This window comes from Citrobacter sp. C13, assembly GCF_014596815.2.
GTDB classification, from domain to species: domain Bacteria; phylum Pseudomonadota; class Gammaproteobacteria; order Enterobacterales; family Enterobacteriaceae; genus Citrobacter; species Citrobacter portucalensis.
In genome coordinates this window covers 1,770,887-1,788,342 of record NZ_CP115024.1, presented here as the reverse complement: position 1 = coordinate 1,788,342, position 17,456 = coordinate 1,770,887, and the positions used below count along the sequence as shown (strand labels likewise).

The following is a 17,456-nucleotide window of genomic DNA, read 5'->3' as shown; positions in this document are numbered from 1 at the left end:
TCAGTTTTCCTTTTTACGCAAACCTACAGCATAAACGGTATTCAATCAGTACGCCTTGCTTTCATATTCCAGTTGTCGGGGCGTCAACTATTCGTTAAAGTCACGCCCCTTCTTCACTGGCATGGGGATTTTTACGGTGTTTATTGGTTTTGACTACGGTACGGCAAACTGTTCAGTGGCCGTTATGCGTGACGGGCAGCCTCACCTGCTCAAAATGGAAAATAACAGCACGCTGCTACCCTCAATGTTGTGCGCACCAACGCGCGAAGCGGTTAGCGAGTGGCTGTATCGCCATCACGACATCCCAACTACGGACGATGAAACGCAGGCGCTGCTTCGCCGCGCGATGCGCTACAACCGCGAAGAAGACATCGACGTTAACGCCAACAGCGTGCAGTTCGGTCTGGCATCGCTGGGTCAGTATATTGAAGACCCGGAAGAGGTGTATTTCGTTAAATCGCCAAAATCATTTTTGGGCGCCAGCGGTCTGAAGCCGCAGCAGGTTGCGCTGTTTGAAGATCTGGTCTGTGCAATGATGCTGCACATTCGCAACCAGGCGCAAAGCCAGCTGCCGGAAGCTATCACTCAGGCCGTGATTGGTCGGCCCATCAACTTCCAGGGATTAGGTGGCGATGACGCCAACACCCAGGCGCAGGGTATTCTTGAACGTGCGGCCAAACGCGCCGGTTTTCAGGATGTCGTCTTCCAGTACGAGCCGGTAGCGGCGGGACTGGATTACGAAGCGACGCTGCAGGAAGAAAAACGCGTGCTGGTGGTAGATATTGGCGGGGGGACGACCGACTGTTCACTGCTGCTGATGGGGCAGCAATGGCATCAGCGTGCCGATCGCGAAAACAGCCTGCTGGGACACAGTGGCTGCCGCGTAGGCGGGAACGATCTGGATATCGCGCTGGCGTTTAAACACCTGATGCCGCTGCTGGGTATGGGCGGTGAGACTGAAAAAGGTATCGCCTTACCGATTCTCCCCTGGTGGAACGCGGTCGCAATCAACGACGTTCCCGCGCAAAGTGATTTCTACAGCAGCGCCAATGGTCGTTTACTGAACGATCTTGTCCGCGACGCGAAAGAAGCCGATAAAGTCGCTTTTCTGCTTAAAGTCTGGCGCGAGCGTCTGAGCTACCGCCTGGTGCGCAGCGCAGAAGAGAGCAAAATCGCGCTTTCTGACCAAACCATTGTAACGGCGGCGATACCGTTTATCAGCGACACGCTGGCAACCGATATCAATCAACACGGACTGGAAGCCGCGCTCAATCAGCCCCTGGCGCGCATTCTGGAGCAGGTCCAGCTGGCGCTGGACAACGCGCAGGAAAAACCGGACGTGATTTATTTGACCGGCGGCAGCGCGCGTTCACCGCTGATTAAAAAAGCCCTCGCCCAGCAGCTTCCCGGAATCCCTATCGCGGGTGGCGATGATTTCGGTTCAGTTACCGCCGGACTGGCCCGCTGGGCTGACGTTGTTTTCCGCTAAGCCGCTCGCATGCTGAAAAGTGTGCATATTGACATCATCCTTGCTGTGGCTTATTTTCAGGAGTGAGGGTTAGGGAGGGTTTCCCCTCCCCCTGGTGTCTTAGTAAGCCGGTAAGCTAATGACTAAGAGTATCACCAGTATGATGACGTACTTCATCATAACCCTTTCCTTATTTTGGCCCCTTCCTCTGGAGGGCTTTCCCGTTCCAGCGTCCCGCTGAAATCTCTGGCTTTCCTCCTTTTTGCCCTGTCAGCACTCTATCGCACAATTGCGCATTCGCTATCTTCACCACCGATTGTTGCGTAACGCCTCGCAAAGCCGCGTCAGCATTCAGACGAATCCCGACAGTGTTTCATAATTCCTCCATTTTTCTCCCTTGTTCACTGGCTAAACTAGTATCATTCCGCGAATCGTTTCAGGATGAGAAACTCATAACAATGAAAGGCAGTAATAAATCCCGCTGGGTGATAGCAATCGTGATCGTCGTGATCGTCGTGGCCGCCGTCGCCGCCATCTGGTTCTGGCAAAGCCGCAGTGCATCCCAGGAAACCGCACCAGGCGCGACCAAACCCGCGCAGCACACGGCGGGGTCAGGACGGCGTGGAATGCGCTCCGGACCGTTGGCTCCCGTGCAGGCTGCCACCGCCACCGAGGAAGCCGTGCCACGCTATCTGACAGGGCTGGGGACCGTTACTGCCGCAAATACCGCCACGGTGCGTAGTCGGGTGGATGGTCAACTCATCGCCTTACACTTTGAGGAAGGACAACAGGTGAAAGCCGGCGACCTGCTGGCAGAGATAGATCCCAGCCAGTTCAAAGTTGCTCTGGCTCAGGCGCAGGGACAACTGGCAAAAGATAAAGCCACGCTGGCGAATGCCCGTCGCGATCTTGCCCGCTATCAACAGTTGGTTAAAACCAATCTGGTCTCCCGCCAGGAACTGGATGCCCAGCAGGCGCTGGTCAACGAGACGTTAGGCACAATCAAAGCGGATGAAGCCAGCGTCGCCAGCGCTCAGTTGCAGCTCGACTGGAGTCGGATAACCGCGCCTGTCGATGGTCGTGTCGGCCTGAAACAGGTCGATGTCGGTAACCAAATTTCCAGCGGCGATACCACCGGAATCGTCGTCATTACGCAAACGCATCCCATCGACCTGATATTTACTTTGCCTGAAAACGACATTGCTACCGTGTTGCAGGCACAAAAATCGGGGAGCCAGCTGAAGGTCGAAGCCTGGGACCGAACCAATTCGCAAAAGCTCAGCGAAGGCGTCCTGCTCAGTCTCGACAATCAGATTGATGCCACCACCGGAACAATCAAAGTTAAGGCTCGTTTTTCCAATCAGGATGATGCCTTATTCCCTAACCAGTTCGTTAACGCCCGCATGCTGGTCGACACACAACAAAATGCCGTTGTGATCCCAACTGCCGCCCTGCAGATGGGCAACGAAGGCCACTTTGTCTGGGTACTGAATAGCGATAACAAAGTGAGCAAACATCTGGTGAAACCGGGTATTCAGGATAGCCAAAAAGTGGTGATCGCCGCCGGGCTGTCTGCGGGCGATCGAGTCGTGACCGACGGTATCGATCGTCTGACGGAAGGCGCAAAAGTCGAAGTCGTTGAGGCGCACGACGCCTCTGTTTCCGATGAGAAAACAGCGCCACGCGGATACGGCAAAAAAGGAGCCAACTCCTGATGCAGGTGTTACCTCCGGACAGCACAGGCGGACCATCGCGCCTGTTTATTCTGCGCCCCGTCGCCACCACTCTGCTGATGGTCGCGATTTTGCTTGCCGGTATTATCGGCTATCGCTTCCTGCCAATCGCCGCCTTACCTGAAGTGGATTACCCCACGATTCAGGTCGTTACGCTCTACCCCGGCGCCAGCCCGGACGTCATGACCTCGGCGGTCACCGCACCGCTTGAACGTCAGTTCGGGCAGATGTCTGGCTTAAAACAGATGTCATCACAAAGTTCCGGTGGCGCATCGGTCGTTACGTTACAGTTTCAACTGACGCTCCCGTTGGATGTTGCCGAGCAGGAAGTTCAGGCCGCGATTAACGCCGCCACCAATTTATTACCCAGCGATCTCCCTAACCCTCCGGTCTACAGCAAGGTAAACCCGGCAGATCCGCCGATCATGACACTGGCGGTCACTTCCAGCGCCATGCCGATGACGCAGGTGGAAGATATGGTCGAAACCCGCGTCGCGCAGAAAATCTCTCAGGTATCCGGCGTGGGTCTGGTAACACTTTCCGGAGGGCAACGTCCGGCGGTCCGCGTGAAACTTAACGCTCAGGCCATTGCCGCACTCGGTCTGACCAGCGAAACCATCCGTACGGCCATTACCGGTGCCAACGTCAATTCAGCAAAAGGGAGTCTTGATGGCCCAACGCGTGCCGTTACCCTTTCAGCCAACGACCAGATGCAGTCCGCAGACGAATATCGTCAGCTCATTATTGCCTATAAAAACGGTGCGCCGGTTCGTTTGGGTGATGTCGCCACCGTCGAACAAGGAGCAGAAAACAGCTGGCTAGGCGCATGGGCCAATAAGCAACAAGCTATAGTGATGAATGTTCAGCGCCAACCTGGCGCGAACATCATCTCCACGGCAGACAGTATCCGCCAGATGCTGCCGCAGCTTACCGAAAGCCTGCCCAAATCGGTTAAGGTCAGCGTACTTTCCGATCGTACGACCAATATCCGTGCGTCCGTAGCGGATACCCAATTTGAGTTGATGCTGGCGATTGCGCTGGTAGTCATGATTATCTACCTGTTTTTGCGCAATATTCCGGCAACCATTATTCCTGCGGTCGCCGTACCGTTATCGTTAATCGGTACTTTCGCGGTGATGGTATTCCTTGATTTCTCCATCAACAACCTGACCCTCATGGCGCTAACCATTGCGACAGGTTTTGTGGTGGATGACGCTATCGTGGTTATCGAGAATATTTCACGCTATATCGAAAAAGGCGAAAAACCGCTGACTGCTGCCCTGAAGGGCGCGGGCGAGATTGGTTTTACCATCATCTCTCTGACATTTTCACTGATCGCCGTACTGATCCCACTGCTGTTTATGGGAGATATCGTAGGTCGATTGTTCCGTGAGTTCGCTGTGACGCTGGCCGTAGCGATTCTGATTTCCGCCGTTGTCTCGCTCACTCTTACGCCGATGATGTGCGCGCGTATGCTGAATCAGGCCTCATTACGTAAGCAAAACCGCTTCTCCCGTGCCTCAGAGCGAATGTTTGAACGCGTTATTGCCGGGTACGGACACTGGCTGGCGAAAGTGCTCAACCATCCGTGGCTCACGCTCAGCGTAGCGCTCGGCACGCTGGCGCTGAGCGTTATGCTATGGGTCTTTATCCCCAAAGGCTTCTTTCCGATCCAGGATAACGGCATTATCCAGGGAACGCTGCAGGCGCCACAGTCCAGCTCATTTGCCAGCATGGCCCAGCGCCAGCGTCAGGTTTCAGATGTCATTCTGAAAGATCCGGCAGTAGAAAGCCTGACCGCTTTTGTCGGTGTGGACGGCACTAATACGGCATTGAACAGCGCGCGCTTACAAATCAACCTTAAGCCGCTGGATGAACGCGACGATCGGGTGCAGAAAGTGATTGCGCGCCTACAGGACGCGGTTGACAGAGTTCCCGGCGTTGACCTTTATCTTCAGCCCACTCAGGACCTGACGATTGATACTCAGGTCAGCCGGACGCAATATCAGTTCACGCTGCAAGCGACATCCCTTGATGCCCTCAGCACCTGGGTTCCACAACTGATAGCAAAACTAAATCAGCTACCGCAACTGTCCGATGTCAGTAGCGACTGGCAGGACAAAGGGCTGGTGGCGTATGTGAACGTCAATCGCGACAGCGCCAGCCGTTTGGGCATCAGCATGTCAGATGTCGACAACGCCCTGTACAACGCTTTCGGCCAGCGACTGATTTCAACCATCTACACCCAGGCAAATCAGTATCGCGTGGTGTTAGAACATGACACCAACAATACACCGGGGCTTGCGGCACTGGATACAATACGTCTGACCAGTAGCGACGGTGGCATAGTACCGCTCAGCGCGATCGCCAGTGTTGAACAGCGTTTTGCCCCGCTGTCGATTAACCACCTCGATCAGTTCCCGGTCACCACCATCTCGTTCAACGTGCCAGACGAACATTCGCTGGGCGATGCGGTACAGGCCATTCTGGATACCGAAAAAACGCTTAACTTGCCCGCAAATATTACCACCCAGTTCCAGGGCAGTACGCTCGCTTTCCAGGCCGCGCTGGGAAATACCATCTGGTTGATTGTGGCTGCGGTTGTCGCGATGTATATCGTCCTCGGCGTGCTGTATGAGAGCTTTATTCACCCAATTACTATTCTCTCCACGTTGCCGACGGCGGGTGTCGGGGCGCTTCTGGCGTTAATGATTGCCGGCAGCGAACTGGACGTCATCGCGATTATCGGCATTATTTTGCTCATCGGTATCGTCAAGAAAAACGCCATCATGATGATCGATTTTGCCCTTGCCGCGGAGCGCGAACAGGGAATGTCACCACGCGATGCCATTTTCCAGGCCTGTCTGCTGCGTTTTCGCCCGATCCTGATGACTACACTGGCGGCACTGCTCGGCGCGTTGCCGCTGATGTTGAGTACCGGCGTGGGCGCAGAGTTACGTCGCCCATTAGGTATTGGCATGGTCGGTGGGCTGCTGGTGAGTCAGGTATTAACCCTGTTTACCACCCCGGTGATTTATCTGCTGTTTGACCGTCTGTCGTTGTACGTGAAAAGCCGCTTCCCGCGTCAGGAAGAGGAAGCGTAAATGAAATTTTTCGCGCTTTTCATTCATCGTCCGGTGGCGACCATTCTCATTTCGGTGGCCATCACCCTGTGCGGCATACTCGGATTTCGTCTGCTGCCGGTCGCTCCGCTGCCGCAGGTGGATTTTCCGGTGATCATGGTCAGCGCATCATTACCCGGCGCTTCTCCTGAAACGATGGCGTCTTCGGTCGCAACTCCGCTGGAGCGCTCGCTGGGCCGCATCGCGGGCGTGAACGAAATGACTTCGAGTAGTTCGCTTGGCAGTACGCGTATTATTCTCGAATTCAAATTCGACCGTGACATCAATGGCGCGGCGCGGGACGTTCAGGCCGCGATTAACGCCGCGCAAAGTCTGCTACCCAGCGGGATGCCGAGCCGACCAACGTATCGCAAAGCCAACCCTTCCGATGCACCAATCATGATCCTGACGCTCACATCAGATACGTACTCGCAAGGTGAACTGTACGATTTCGCATCAACTCAACTGGCGCAAACCATCGCGCAAATTGATGGCGTGGGCGACGTGGACGTTGGAGGCAGCTCTCTGCCTGCCGTGCGTGTAGGGCTTAATCCACAAGCGCTGTTTAACCAGGGCGTGTCGCTGGACGACGTGCGTAGCGCAATTGACAACGCCAACGTGCGTAAGCCGCAGGGCGCTATCGAGAATGATACCCACCGCTGGCAGGTCCAGACCAACGACGAGCTGAAAACCGCCGCCGAATACCAGCCGATTATCATCCACTACAACAACGGCGCGGCAGTGCGGCTGGGCGACGTTGCGTCTGTAACCGACTCGGTGCAGGACGTACGCAACGCGGGGATGACCAATGCCAAACCGGCCATTCTGTTGATGATCCGCAAGCTACCGGAAGCCAATATCATTCAGACGGTAGACAGCATTCGCGCCAAATTACCGGAGCTACAAACGCTGGTACCGGCCGCCATCGATCTGCAAATCGCCCAGGACCGCTCGCCGACCATTCGCGCTTCACTGGAGGAAGTCGAACAGACTCTGATTATCTCCGTGGCGCTTGTTATCCTGGTGGTCTTTGTTTTCCTGCGCTCCGGGCGTGCGACGCTGATCCCCGCGGTAGCAGTCCCGGTCTCGCTGATCGGTACCTTTGCCGCCATGTATCTGTGCGGATTCAGCCTGAACAACCTGTCGTTGATGGCGTTAACCATTGCCACGGGATTTGTCGTCGATGACGCCATCGTGGTGCTGGAAAATATTGCCCGCCACCTGGAAGCAGGAATGAAGCCTCTCCAGGCAGCGTTACAGGGTACGCGCGAAGTGGGATTCACCGTGCTCTCCATGAGTCTGTCGCTGGTGGCGGTGTTCCTGCCACTGCTATTAATGGGCGGATTGCCTGGGCGCTTGCTGCGCGAATTTGCCGTCACGCTGTCAGTTGCTATCGGCATCTCACTGCTGGTGTCGCTGACATTAACGCCAATGATGTGCGGCTGGATGCTTAAATCCAGCACCCCACGCGAACAGTCTCGCAAACGGGGTTTTGGTCGTGTGCTGGTGGCGCTGCAACAGAGTTACGGCACCTCGCTTAAATGGGTGCTACGTCATACGCGACTGGTAGGCGTGGTGTTACTCGGTACCATTGCGCTGAATATCTGGCTTTATATTTCCATCCCCAAAACCTTCTTCCCGGAGCAGGATACGGGTGTATTGATGGGTGGGATCCAGGCCGACCAGAGCATCTCATTTCAGGCCATGCGCGGCAAACTGCAGGACTTTATGAAGATCATCCGCGACGACCCGGCGGTGAATAACGTCACCGGTTTTACCGGTGGTTCGCGGGTTAACAGCGGGATGATGTTTATTACCCTCAAGCCACGCGATGAGCGCCGTGAAACCGCTCAGCAGGTGATCGACCGCCTGCGCGTCGCGCTTTCAAAAGAGCCAGGTGCGAATCTGTTTTTAATGGCGGTGCAAGATATTCGCGTTGGTGGACGCCAGGCCAACGCCAGCTATCAATACACATTGCTGTCCGACGATCTCGCGGCGCTGCGTGAGTGGGAACCGAAGATCCGTAAGGCGCTTGCCGCCCTGCCCCAACTGGCAGACGTTAACTCCGATCAGCAGGACAATGGCGCGGAGATGAATCTGATTTACGATCGCGACACCATGTCTCGTCTGGGGATCGACGTGGCAGCCGCCAACAGCCTGTTGAATAATGCTTTCGGACAACGACAGATCTCAACCATCTATCAGCCGATGAACCAGTACAAAGTGGTGATGGAGGTCGATCGACGTTACACCCAGGACATCAGCGCACTGGACAAAATGTTCGTCATCAACAATAACGGTAAAGCGATCCCGTTATCGTACTTTGCCAAATGGCAGCCGGCGAATGCGCCACTGTCTGTGAACCATCAGGGCTTGTCTGCCGCCTCAACCGTGTCGTTTAACCTGCCGACAGGTTCTTCACTGTCAGAAGCGACAGAGGCCATCAACAGAACCATGACCCAGCTCGGCGTCCCTTCCACGGTTCGCGGTAGCTTTGCCGGTACCGCACAGGTATTTCAGGACACCATGAATTCGCAGGTGATCCTGATTATCGCCGCCATCGCCACGGTCTATATCGTGCTGGGTATGCTGTATGAAAGCTATGTCCATCCGCTGACCATCCTCTCCACGCTACCTTCGGCTGGCGTCGGGGCGTTGCTGGCGCTGGAACTGTTCAATGCCCCGTTCAGCCTAATCGCCCTGATAGGGATCATGCTATTAATTGGCATTGTGAAGAAAAACGCCATCATGATGGTCGATTTTGCGCTGGAAGCGCAGAGAAACGGTAAGCTGCAGCCGGAAGAAGCTATTTTCCAGGCCTGCCTGTTGCGCTTTCGCCCAATAATGATGACCACGCTGGCGGCGTTGTTTGGCGCGTTGCCGTTGGTGTTATCCGCAGGGGATGGCTCTGAACTGCGCCAGCCTTTGGGGATAACCATTGTCGGTGGGCTGGTCGTGAGCCAACTCCTGACGCTGTACACCACGCCCGTGGTCTATCTCTTTTTCGACCGTCTGCGTCTGCGTTTTTCGCGTAAAAACAGCAAACCGGTAGCAGAGTTATGACAGAACTTCCCGACAGCACCCGCTGGCAACTTTGGATTGTGGCATTTGGCTTTTTTATGCAGTCGCTGGATACCACTATCGTTAACACCGCGCTTCCCTCGATGGCGGCAAGCCTCGGGGAAAGCCCGTTACACATGCATATGGTCATTGTGTCATATGTTTTAACCGTTGCCGTGATGCTGCCCGCCAGCGGATGGCTGGCGGACAAAGTTGGCGTGCGTAATATCTTCTTCACCGCCATCATCCTGTTTACGCTTGGCTCGCTGTTTTGCGCCGGGTCCAGCACGCTCAACGAGCTGGTGATGGCGCGCGTCTTACAAGGCGTTGGCGGCGCGATGATGGTGCCGGTCGGCAGGCTAACGGTGATGAAAATCGTCCCGCGTGAGCAATATATGGCGGCAATGACGTTTGTCACTTTACCCGGTCAAATCGGCCCGCTGCTGGGCCCAGCGTTAGGCGGGATTCTGGTTGAATACGCCTCCTGGCACTGGATATTTTTGATTAACATTCCGGTAGGCATTGTCGGCGCAATAGCGACGTTAATGCTGATGCCCAACTACACCATGCAAACCCGACGTTTCGACCTCTCAGGGTTCGCGATGCTGGCGGTCGGCATGGCGGTACTGACGCTGGCGCTCGATGGCAGCAAAGGAACCGGCCTCTCCAGTATCACGCTGGCGGCGCTGGTTATCTGCGGGGTATTGGCTATTGCGCTGTATCTGAAACACGCCCATCGTAATCCGCGTGCACTATTCAGCCTGAATCTGTTTCGCACACCAACCTTCTCGCTAGGTCTGTTCGGCAGTTTTGCCGGACGCATCGGCAGCGGCATGTTGCCGTTTATGACACCGGTGTTTTTACAGATTGGCCTCGGTTTTTCACCTTTTCATGCCGGGCAGATGATGATCCCGATGGTGCTGGGCAGTATGGGCATGAAGCGCATTGTGGTGCAGGTCGTGAACCGCTTTGGTTACCGTCGTGTGCTGATTACCACTACGCTTGGCCTTTCGCTGGTCAGTCTGTTGCTAATGACCACGGCACTGCTGGGCTGGTATTACGCCCTGCCCTTCGTGCTGTTTTTACAAGGAATGGTCAACTCAACGCGTTTTTCATCCATGAACACGCTTACGTTAAAAGATCTGCCTGACGATCTGGCCAGCAGCGGTAACAGCCTGCTGTCTATGATCATGCAGCTATCGATGAGTATTGGTGTGACCATCGCAGGCCTGCTGCTGGGCATGTTCGGCCAACAGCATATCGCCATCGACAGCGGAAGTACGCATACCGTCTTTATGTATACCTGGCTGTGCATCGCCTTCATTATTGCGCTGCCCGCCATTATTTTTGCCCGCGTGCCGAACGACACGCAAACCAACGCGGTGATTTCACGGCGCAAAAGGAGCACCTGATGAAGTTCTGGCGGCCCGGTATCACCGGCAAACTGTTTCTGGCAATTTTCGCCACCTGCATTGTGTTGCTGATCAGCATGCACTGGGCCGTACGCATTAGCTTCGAACGTGGTTTTATTGACTATATCAAGCACGGCAACGAGCAGCGGCTGCAAATGCTCAGCGACGCATTAAGCGAGCAGTACGAGCAGCACGGCAACTGGCGATTCTTACGCAATAACGATCGTTTTGTTTTCCAGATCCTGCGCTCTTTTGAACACGATAACGACGATGATAAACCGGGCCCAGGCATGCCGCCACACGGCTGGCGTACACAGTTTTGGGTTGTCGACCAAAATGCCCGCGTGCTGGTCGGCCCGCGCGGCCCAGTTCCTCGCGACGGCATGCGCCATCCCATACGCGTTAACGGTAGCGAAGTGGGCGCCGTGATCGCCTCTCCTGTAGAACGCTTAACGCGGAATACGGATATCAATTTCGACATGCAGCAAAGACGATCCAGTTGGCTTATCGTTGCGCTCTCCACGATCCTGGCCGCGTTGGCGACGTTTACGCTGGCGCGCAGCCTGCTGGCCCCGGTTAAGCGGTTGGTGGAAGGCACGCACAAACTGGCAGCGGGCGATTTCACCACTCGCGTTACGCCAACCAGTACGGATGAGCTGGGCAAGCTGGCGCAGGACTTCAACCAGCTCGCCAGTACGTTGGAAAAAAACCAGCAGATGCGTCGTGACTTTATGGCCGATATTTCTCACGAACTGCGTACGCCGTTGGCGGTGTTGCGCGGTGAACTGGAGGCCATTCAGGATGGCGTACGCCAGTTTACCCCTGACTCCGTTGCCTCGTTGCAGGCTGAAGTCGGTACGCTCACCAAACTGGTTGACGACCTTCATCAGCTCTCCATGTCAGATGAAGGCGCGCTGGCCTATCAGAAAACATCGCTGGACCTCATCCCCCTATTGGAAGTGGCAAGCGGCGCATTTCGTGAACGCTTCGCCAGCCGTGGATTGACCATACAACTTTCGCTCCCCGACAGCATGACGGTATTTGGTGACAGGGATCGTCTGATGCAGCTGTTCAACAACCTGCTGGAAAACAGTCTGCGCTACACCGATAGCGGTGGCGGGTTGCATATCAGCGCCGAACAACGCGAACGCATGGTGTTATTAACCTTCGCAGATTCCGCTCCTGGCGTAAGTGACGAGCAGTTACAGAAGCTGTTTGAACGATTTTATCGCACCGAAGGCTCGCGCAACCGCGCCAGCGGAGGTTCCGGATTGGGGCTGGCGATTTGCGTCAATATCGTACAGGCGCATAATGGTCTGATTCGTGCCGCCCATTCGCCTTTTGGTGGGGTTAGCATTACAGTAGAGTTACCGCTGGAACGCGATTTACAGAGAGATGTATGACTGAGTTACCCATTGATGAAAACACACCGCGTATTCTGATCGTGGAAGATGAGCCTAAGCTGGGGCAACTACTGATCGACTACCTGCGGGCAGCGAGCTATGCCCCTACGCTGATCAACCACGGCGACATGGTTCTGCCTTACGTGCGCCAAACGCCGCCCGATCTGATCTTGTTGGATCTGATGCTGCCCGGTACCGACGGTCTGACCCTGTGTCGGGAAATCCGCCGCTTCTCAGAAGTCCCCATCATGATGGTAACCGCTAAAATCGAAGAGATTGATCGCCTGCTGGGGCTGGAGATCGGTGCTGATGATTATATTTGTAAACCTTACAGCCCGCGTGAAGTTGTCGCGCGCGTAAAAACGATCCTGCGCCGATGCAAACCGCAGCGCGAACTGCAACAAATGGATGCAGAAAGCCCGCTTATCGTCGATGAAGGCCGTTTTCAGGCCTCCTGGCGTGGGAAGATGCTCGATTTAACGCCCGCCGAATTCCGCTTACTTAAAACGTTGTCACATGAGCCGGGAAAAGTGTTCTCCCGTGAACAGTTGCTCAATCATCTCTATGACGATTACCGCGTCGTTACCGACCGCACCATCGACAGCCATATTAAGAACCTGCGACGCAAGCTGGAGTCGCTGGATGCCGAGCAGTCGTTTATCCGCGCGGTCTATGGCGTGGGGTATCGCTGGGAAGCCGACGCCTGCCGAATTGCTTAAACTCTCCTGCCCTTCAGGGCTCCGTGAGCCCTGGTAACTAGCAACTCTCCAAATATCGCTCATACTGTTTCTGACAATACTGTCGTCAATAACTGTTTGATATAAAACTTTTAATCAAGGAGTTCATATGGCTGGTTGGTTTGAATTAAGTAAGAGTAGCGATGATCAGTACCGCTTTGTTCTTAAAGCTGGGAACGGGGAAATAATCCTTACCAGTGAGCTTTACACTACAAAAGGCGCTGCAGAAAAAGGGATCGCATCTGTCCAGGCTAACAGCCCTCTGGATGAGCGTTATGAGAAAAAAACAGCGGCTAATGGCAAATTACATTTCAACCTGAAAGCTGCAAACCACCAGATTATTGGTAGCAGTCAACTGTATGCGAATGAACAGTCACGCGAGACCGGTATTGCTTCAGTTAAGACCAATGGTGCCAGTCAGACGATAAAAGATAAGACCTGATAATTACTCGCTCAGCCGGGTAACGCAACGCTGTCGCCCGGCGTTTTTCTTTACCTGACTTCCTCGCAGCGCTACAATGCCCGCCCTTAATATGGGGGCACTCCCCTAACCGCCTCATTGAGTGAGGCGAGTCTGACCTGTCATCAGAACGAGAAAATTATGTTTAAACCGGAACTCCTTTCCCCGGCGGGAACGCTGAAAAACATGCGTTACGCTTTCGCCTATGGCGCAGACGCTGTGTATGCGGGCCAACCGCGTTACTCACTGCGCGTACGCAACAACGAATTCAACCACGAAAACCTGCAGCTCGGCATTAATGAAGCTCATGAACTGGGTAAAAAATTCTATGTGGTGGTTAACATTGCCCCACACAATGCCAAGCTGAAGACCTTCATTCGTGATCTGAAACCGGTGGTGGAAATGGGGCCGGATGCACTGATCATGTCAGACCCTGGTCTGATTATGCTGGTGCGCGAAAACTTCCCTGACATGGACATTCACCTTTCAGTACAGGCTAACGCCGTAAACTGGGCGACGGTGAAATTCTGGAAGCAGATGGGGCTGACCCGCGTGATCCTCTCCCGCGAGCTGTCGCTGGAAGAAATCGAAGAGATCCGCACCCAGGTGCCGGATATGGAGCTTGAGATCTTCGTTCACGGTGCGCTGTGTATGGCCTACTCCGGCCGTTGCCTGCTTTCTGGCTATATCAACAAACGTGACCCTAACCAGGGTACCTGCACCAATGCCTGCCGCTGGGAATACAACGTGCAGGAAGGCAAAGAAGACGTGGTGGGCAATATCGTGCATAAGTACGAGCCTATCCCGGTACAAAACGTTGAGCCTACGCTGGGTATTGGCGCACCGACAGACAAAGTCTTTATGATCGAAGAAGCCCAGCGCCCGGGCGAGTACATGACCGCGTTCGAAGACGAACACGGCACTTACATCATGAATTCGAAGGATTTGCGTGCCATTGCCCACGTTGAACGTCTGACGCAGATGGGTGTGCATTCCCTGAAGATCGAAGGCCGCACCAAGTCATACTATTACTGTGCACGTACCGCGCAGGTCTATCGTAAAGCCATTGATGATGCCGCAGCCGGTAAACCGTTCGACCCGCAACTGCTGGAAACGCTGGAAGGTCTGGCGCATCGTGGTTACACCGAAGGATTCCTGCGCCGCCATACGCATGACGACTATCAGAACTACGAATACGGCTTCTCAGTTTCCGAGCGTCAGCAGTTTGTCGGCGAGTTTACCGGCGAACGTAAAGGTGAACTGGCAGCCGTACTGGTGAAAAACAAATTCACCGTCGGCGACAGCCTGGAGCTGATGACCCCACAGGGCAACATCAACTTTACCCTCGAACAGATGGAAAACGCGAAAGGCGAAGCGATGCCGGTTGCGCCGGGCGATGGTTACACCGTGTGGATGCCTGTACCGGAGGATATAGATCTGAATTATGCATTGTTGATGCGTAATTTTACCGGTGAGTCCACGCGCGACCCGCATGCTAAGTAGTTAATTACGGTTATTTTTCAGCGTTCGGAAGATTCTTAGAAATCGATCACATACCGTTTCGTTCATTAAGGGTATTATCCCCTCCGCTGAAAAACATAACCCATAAATGCTAGCTGTACCAGGAACCACCTCCTTAGCCTGCGTAATCTCCCTTACGCAGGCTTATTTTTTGCCTGCCGTTTAAACTCCCTGAATATCCCAATTCAAATCACTTTTATCAGGCGAAAAAAAACCGGGCATTACGCCCGGCTGATTAGGTGATTAAAGATTAATGTGCAGCTTCTGGCTTGTGCTTTTGCGCACTCTGGAAACCATAAGTCAGCTCATTTTTCTCTTTATCCAGCGCAACGGTCACCTGGCCACCATCCACCAGCGAACCGAACAGCAGTTCGTTAGCCAATGGTTTTTTCAGGTTATCCTGGACAACACGCGTCATTGGACGTGCGCCCATTGCGCGGTCGTAGCCTTTCTCTGCCAGCCAGTCACGTGCTTCCTGGCTCACTTCCAGAGAGACACCTTTCTGATCCAGCTGAACCTGAAGCTCGACGATAAACTTATCAACAACCTGATGAATCACCTCGGTAGAGAGATGATCAAACCAGATAATGTTGTCGAGGCGGTTACGGAATTCCGGCGTAAACACTTTTTTGATTTCGCCCATTGCATCAGTACTATTGTCCTGATGAATCAACCCAATCGATTTACGCTCAGTTTCACGCACACCGGCGTTGGTGGTCATGACCAGCACCACATTGCGGAAATCCGCTTTACGCCCGTTATTGTCGGTCAGCGTGCCGTTATCCATCACCTGCAACAGCAGGTTAAAGACATCCGGGTGTGCTTTTTCGATTTCATCCAGCAGCAGTACCGCATGCGGATGCTTAATAACAGCATCGGTCAGCAAACCGCCCTGGTCGAAACCGACATACCCCGGAGGCGCACCAATCAGGCGGCTGACGGTGTGGCGTTCCATATATTCGGACATATCAAAACGCAGCAGTTCAATACCGAGTGCTTTGGACAACTGCACCGTAACTTCGGTCTTACCGACGCCAGTTGGCCCGGCAAACAGGAACGAACCGACCGGTTTATGCTCGTGTCCCAGACCGGCACGGCTCATTTTGATCGCTTCAGTCAGCGCCTCAATGGCTTTATCCTGTCCGAATACCAGCATTTTCAGACGGTTGCCCAGGTTTTTCAGCGTGTCGCGATCGCTCTGCGAAACGCTCTTCTCCGGGATCCGCGCAATGCGGGCCACAACGGACTCGATATCCGCCACGTTGACGGTTTTCTTGCGCTTGCTGACCGGCATCAGACGCGCACGCGCGCCCGCCTCATCAATCACGTCAATCGCTTTATCCGGCAGATGACGATCGTTAATGTATTTCACCGCCAGTTCGACTGCTGCACGCACCGCTTTGGCGGTATAGCGGACGTCATGGTGCGCTTCGTATTTCGGCTTCAGACCGTTGATGATCTGCACGGTCTCTTCTACCGATGGCTCAGTGACATCGATTTTCTGGAAACGGCGCGCTAAGGCACGATCCTTTTCAAAGATATTGCTGAATTCCTGATAGGTTGTGGACCCTATCACACGAATCTTCCCGCTGGAGAGCAGCGGCTTGATCAGGTTAGCCGCATCCACCTGGCCGCCCGATGCCGCACCCGCACCAATAATGGTGTGGATCTCATCGATAAACAGAATGCTGTTAGTATCCTGTTCCAGCTGTTTCAACAGCGCCTTAAAGCGTTTTTCAAAATCACCGCGATATTTGGTGCCTGCCAGCAGCGAGCCGATATCCAGGGAGTAAAGAGTACAATCAGCCATAATTTCAGGCACATCACCCTGGACGATACGCCAGGCGAGACCTTCGGCAATGGCGGTTTTACCGACACCAGACTCTCCCACCAGCAGCGGGTTGTTTTTTCTGCGACGGCACAGTACCTGAATGGCGCGCTCCAGCTCTTTGTCCCGGCCAATGAGCGGATCAATTCCGCCCACTCGGGCAAGCTGGTTAAGGTTAGTCGTGAAGTTTTCCATACGGTCCTCCCCGCCAGCTTGCTCTTCGTTATTTGGCTGATTCCCAGAGTCAGAAGACTGGCTGGGTTCGTCTTTGCGCGTGCCATGAGAAATAAAATTCACCACATCAAGACGACTTACTTCATGCTTACGCAGCAGATAAGCCGCCTGAGATTCCTGCTCGCTGAAGATAGCGACCAGCACATTTGCGCCGGTAACTTCATTGCGCCCGGAGGACTGAACATGAAAGACCGCGCGTTGCAGTACACGCTGAAAACTCAACGTTGGCTGCGTGTCGCGCTCTTCCTCACTGGCAGGCAATACAGGTGTGGTCTGTTCAATGAAGGCTTCGAGTTCCTGACGGAGCGCCACCAGATCCACAGAACACGCTTCCAGCGCTTCGCGGGCCGATGGGTTACTGAGCAACGCCAGTAACAAGTGCTCGACGGTCATAAACTCATGTCGGTGCTCGCGCGCTCTGGCGAAAGCCATGTTTAAACTGAGTTCCAGTTCTTGATTGAGCATAGGCACCTCCCCC

Annotated in this window: 11 protein-coding genes; 9 read left to right on the top strand and 2 right to left on the bottom strand. The window is 54.4% G+C overall.

Annotated elements, in window-relative coordinates; genetic code table 11:
* The first annotated feature begins 136 nt into the window (after positions 1–136).
* On the top strand, positions 137–1,489 hold the full coding sequence (gene yegD, locus IB222_RS08355; RefSeq protein ID WP_149384333.1) for a molecular chaperone: 1,353 nt from the start codon (positions 137–139) through the stop codon (positions 1,487–1,489).
* A gap of 99 nt (positions 1,490–1,588) precedes the next feature.
* Here the strand turns inward: yegD and IB222_RS08350 are convergent, their stop codons facing one another.
* Positions 1,589–1,648, bottom strand: coding sequence for a type I toxin-antitoxin system Ibs family toxin (locus tag IB222_RS08350; RefSeq protein ID WP_106672390.1), 60 nt, complete (start codon positions 1,646–1,648; stop codon positions 1,589–1,591).
* A gap of 278 nt (positions 1,649–1,926) precedes the next feature.
* Here IB222_RS08350 and IB222_RS08345 point away from each other — a divergent pair, with 278 nt between their 5' ends.
* The 8 genes from IB222_RS08345 (at position 1,927) to yegQ (ending at position 14,898) form a co-directional block, all read left to right on the top strand.
* Positions 1,927–3,183, top strand: coding sequence for an MdtA/MuxA family multidrug efflux RND transporter periplasmic adaptor subunit (locus IB222_RS08345; RefSeq protein ID WP_148361770.1), 1,257 nt, complete (start codon positions 1,927–1,929; stop codon positions 3,181–3,183).
* Positions 3,183–6,305 (top strand): MdtB/MuxB family multidrug efflux RND transporter permease subunit, encoded by a 3,123-nt coding sequence (locus IB222_RS08340; protein ID WP_148361769.1) that lies wholly within the window; start codon positions 3,183–3,185, stop codon positions 6,303–6,305. The genes IB222_RS08345 and IB222_RS08340 overlap by 1 nt, the downstream gene beginning before the upstream one ends.
* Complete coding sequence (mdtC, locus tag IB222_RS08335) at positions 6,306–9,386, top strand: multidrug efflux RND transporter permease subunit MdtC (RefSeq protein ID WP_148361768.1); 3,081 nt, start codon at positions 6,306–6,308, stop codon at positions 9,384–9,386.
* A complete protein-coding gene (locus tag IB222_RS08330) occupies positions 9,383–10,795 on the top strand; it encodes an MFS transporter (protein ID WP_149384334.1) in 1,413 nt (470 codons plus the stop codon). Before mdtC ends, IB222_RS08330 begins: the two co-directional genes overlap by 4 nt.
* Positions 10,795–12,198 carry a two-component system sensor histidine kinase BaeS gene (gene baeS / locus IB222_RS08325; RefSeq protein ID WP_003834277.1) on the top strand — a complete coding sequence of 468 codons (1,404 nt, stop codon included), beginning with the start codon at positions 10,795–10,797 and terminating at the stop codon, positions 12,196–12,198. The genes IB222_RS08330 and baeS overlap by 1 nt, the downstream gene beginning before the upstream one ends.
* Positions 12,195–12,917 carry a two-component system response regulator BaeR gene (gene baeR / locus IB222_RS08320; RefSeq protein ID WP_121367814.1) on the top strand — a complete coding sequence of 241 codons (723 nt, stop codon included), beginning with the start codon at positions 12,195–12,197 and terminating at the stop codon, positions 12,915–12,917. Before baeS ends, baeR begins: the two co-directional genes overlap by 4 nt.
* 127 nt (positions 12,918–13,044) lie before the next feature.
* Entirely contained in the window at positions 13,045–13,377 is a 333-nt protein-coding gene (locus IB222_RS08315) for a YegP family protein (protein WP_003834279.1), read from the top strand.
* 159 nt (positions 13,378–13,536) lie between these two features.
* Positions 13,537–14,898 (top strand): tRNA 5-hydroxyuridine modification protein YegQ, encoded by a 1,362-nt coding sequence (yegQ, locus tag IB222_RS08310; protein ID WP_003834280.1) that lies wholly within the window; start codon positions 13,537–13,539, stop codon positions 14,896–14,898.
* Positions 14,899–15,166: 268 nt separating this feature from the next.
* Here the strand turns inward: yegQ and clpA are convergent, their stop codons facing one another.
* Entirely contained in the window at positions 15,167–17,443 is a 2,277-nt protein-coding gene (clpA, locus tag IB222_RS08305; protein ID WP_003036804.1) for an ATP-dependent Clp protease ATP-binding subunit ClpA, read from the bottom strand.
* Positions 17,444–17,456: the final 13 nt, after the last annotated feature.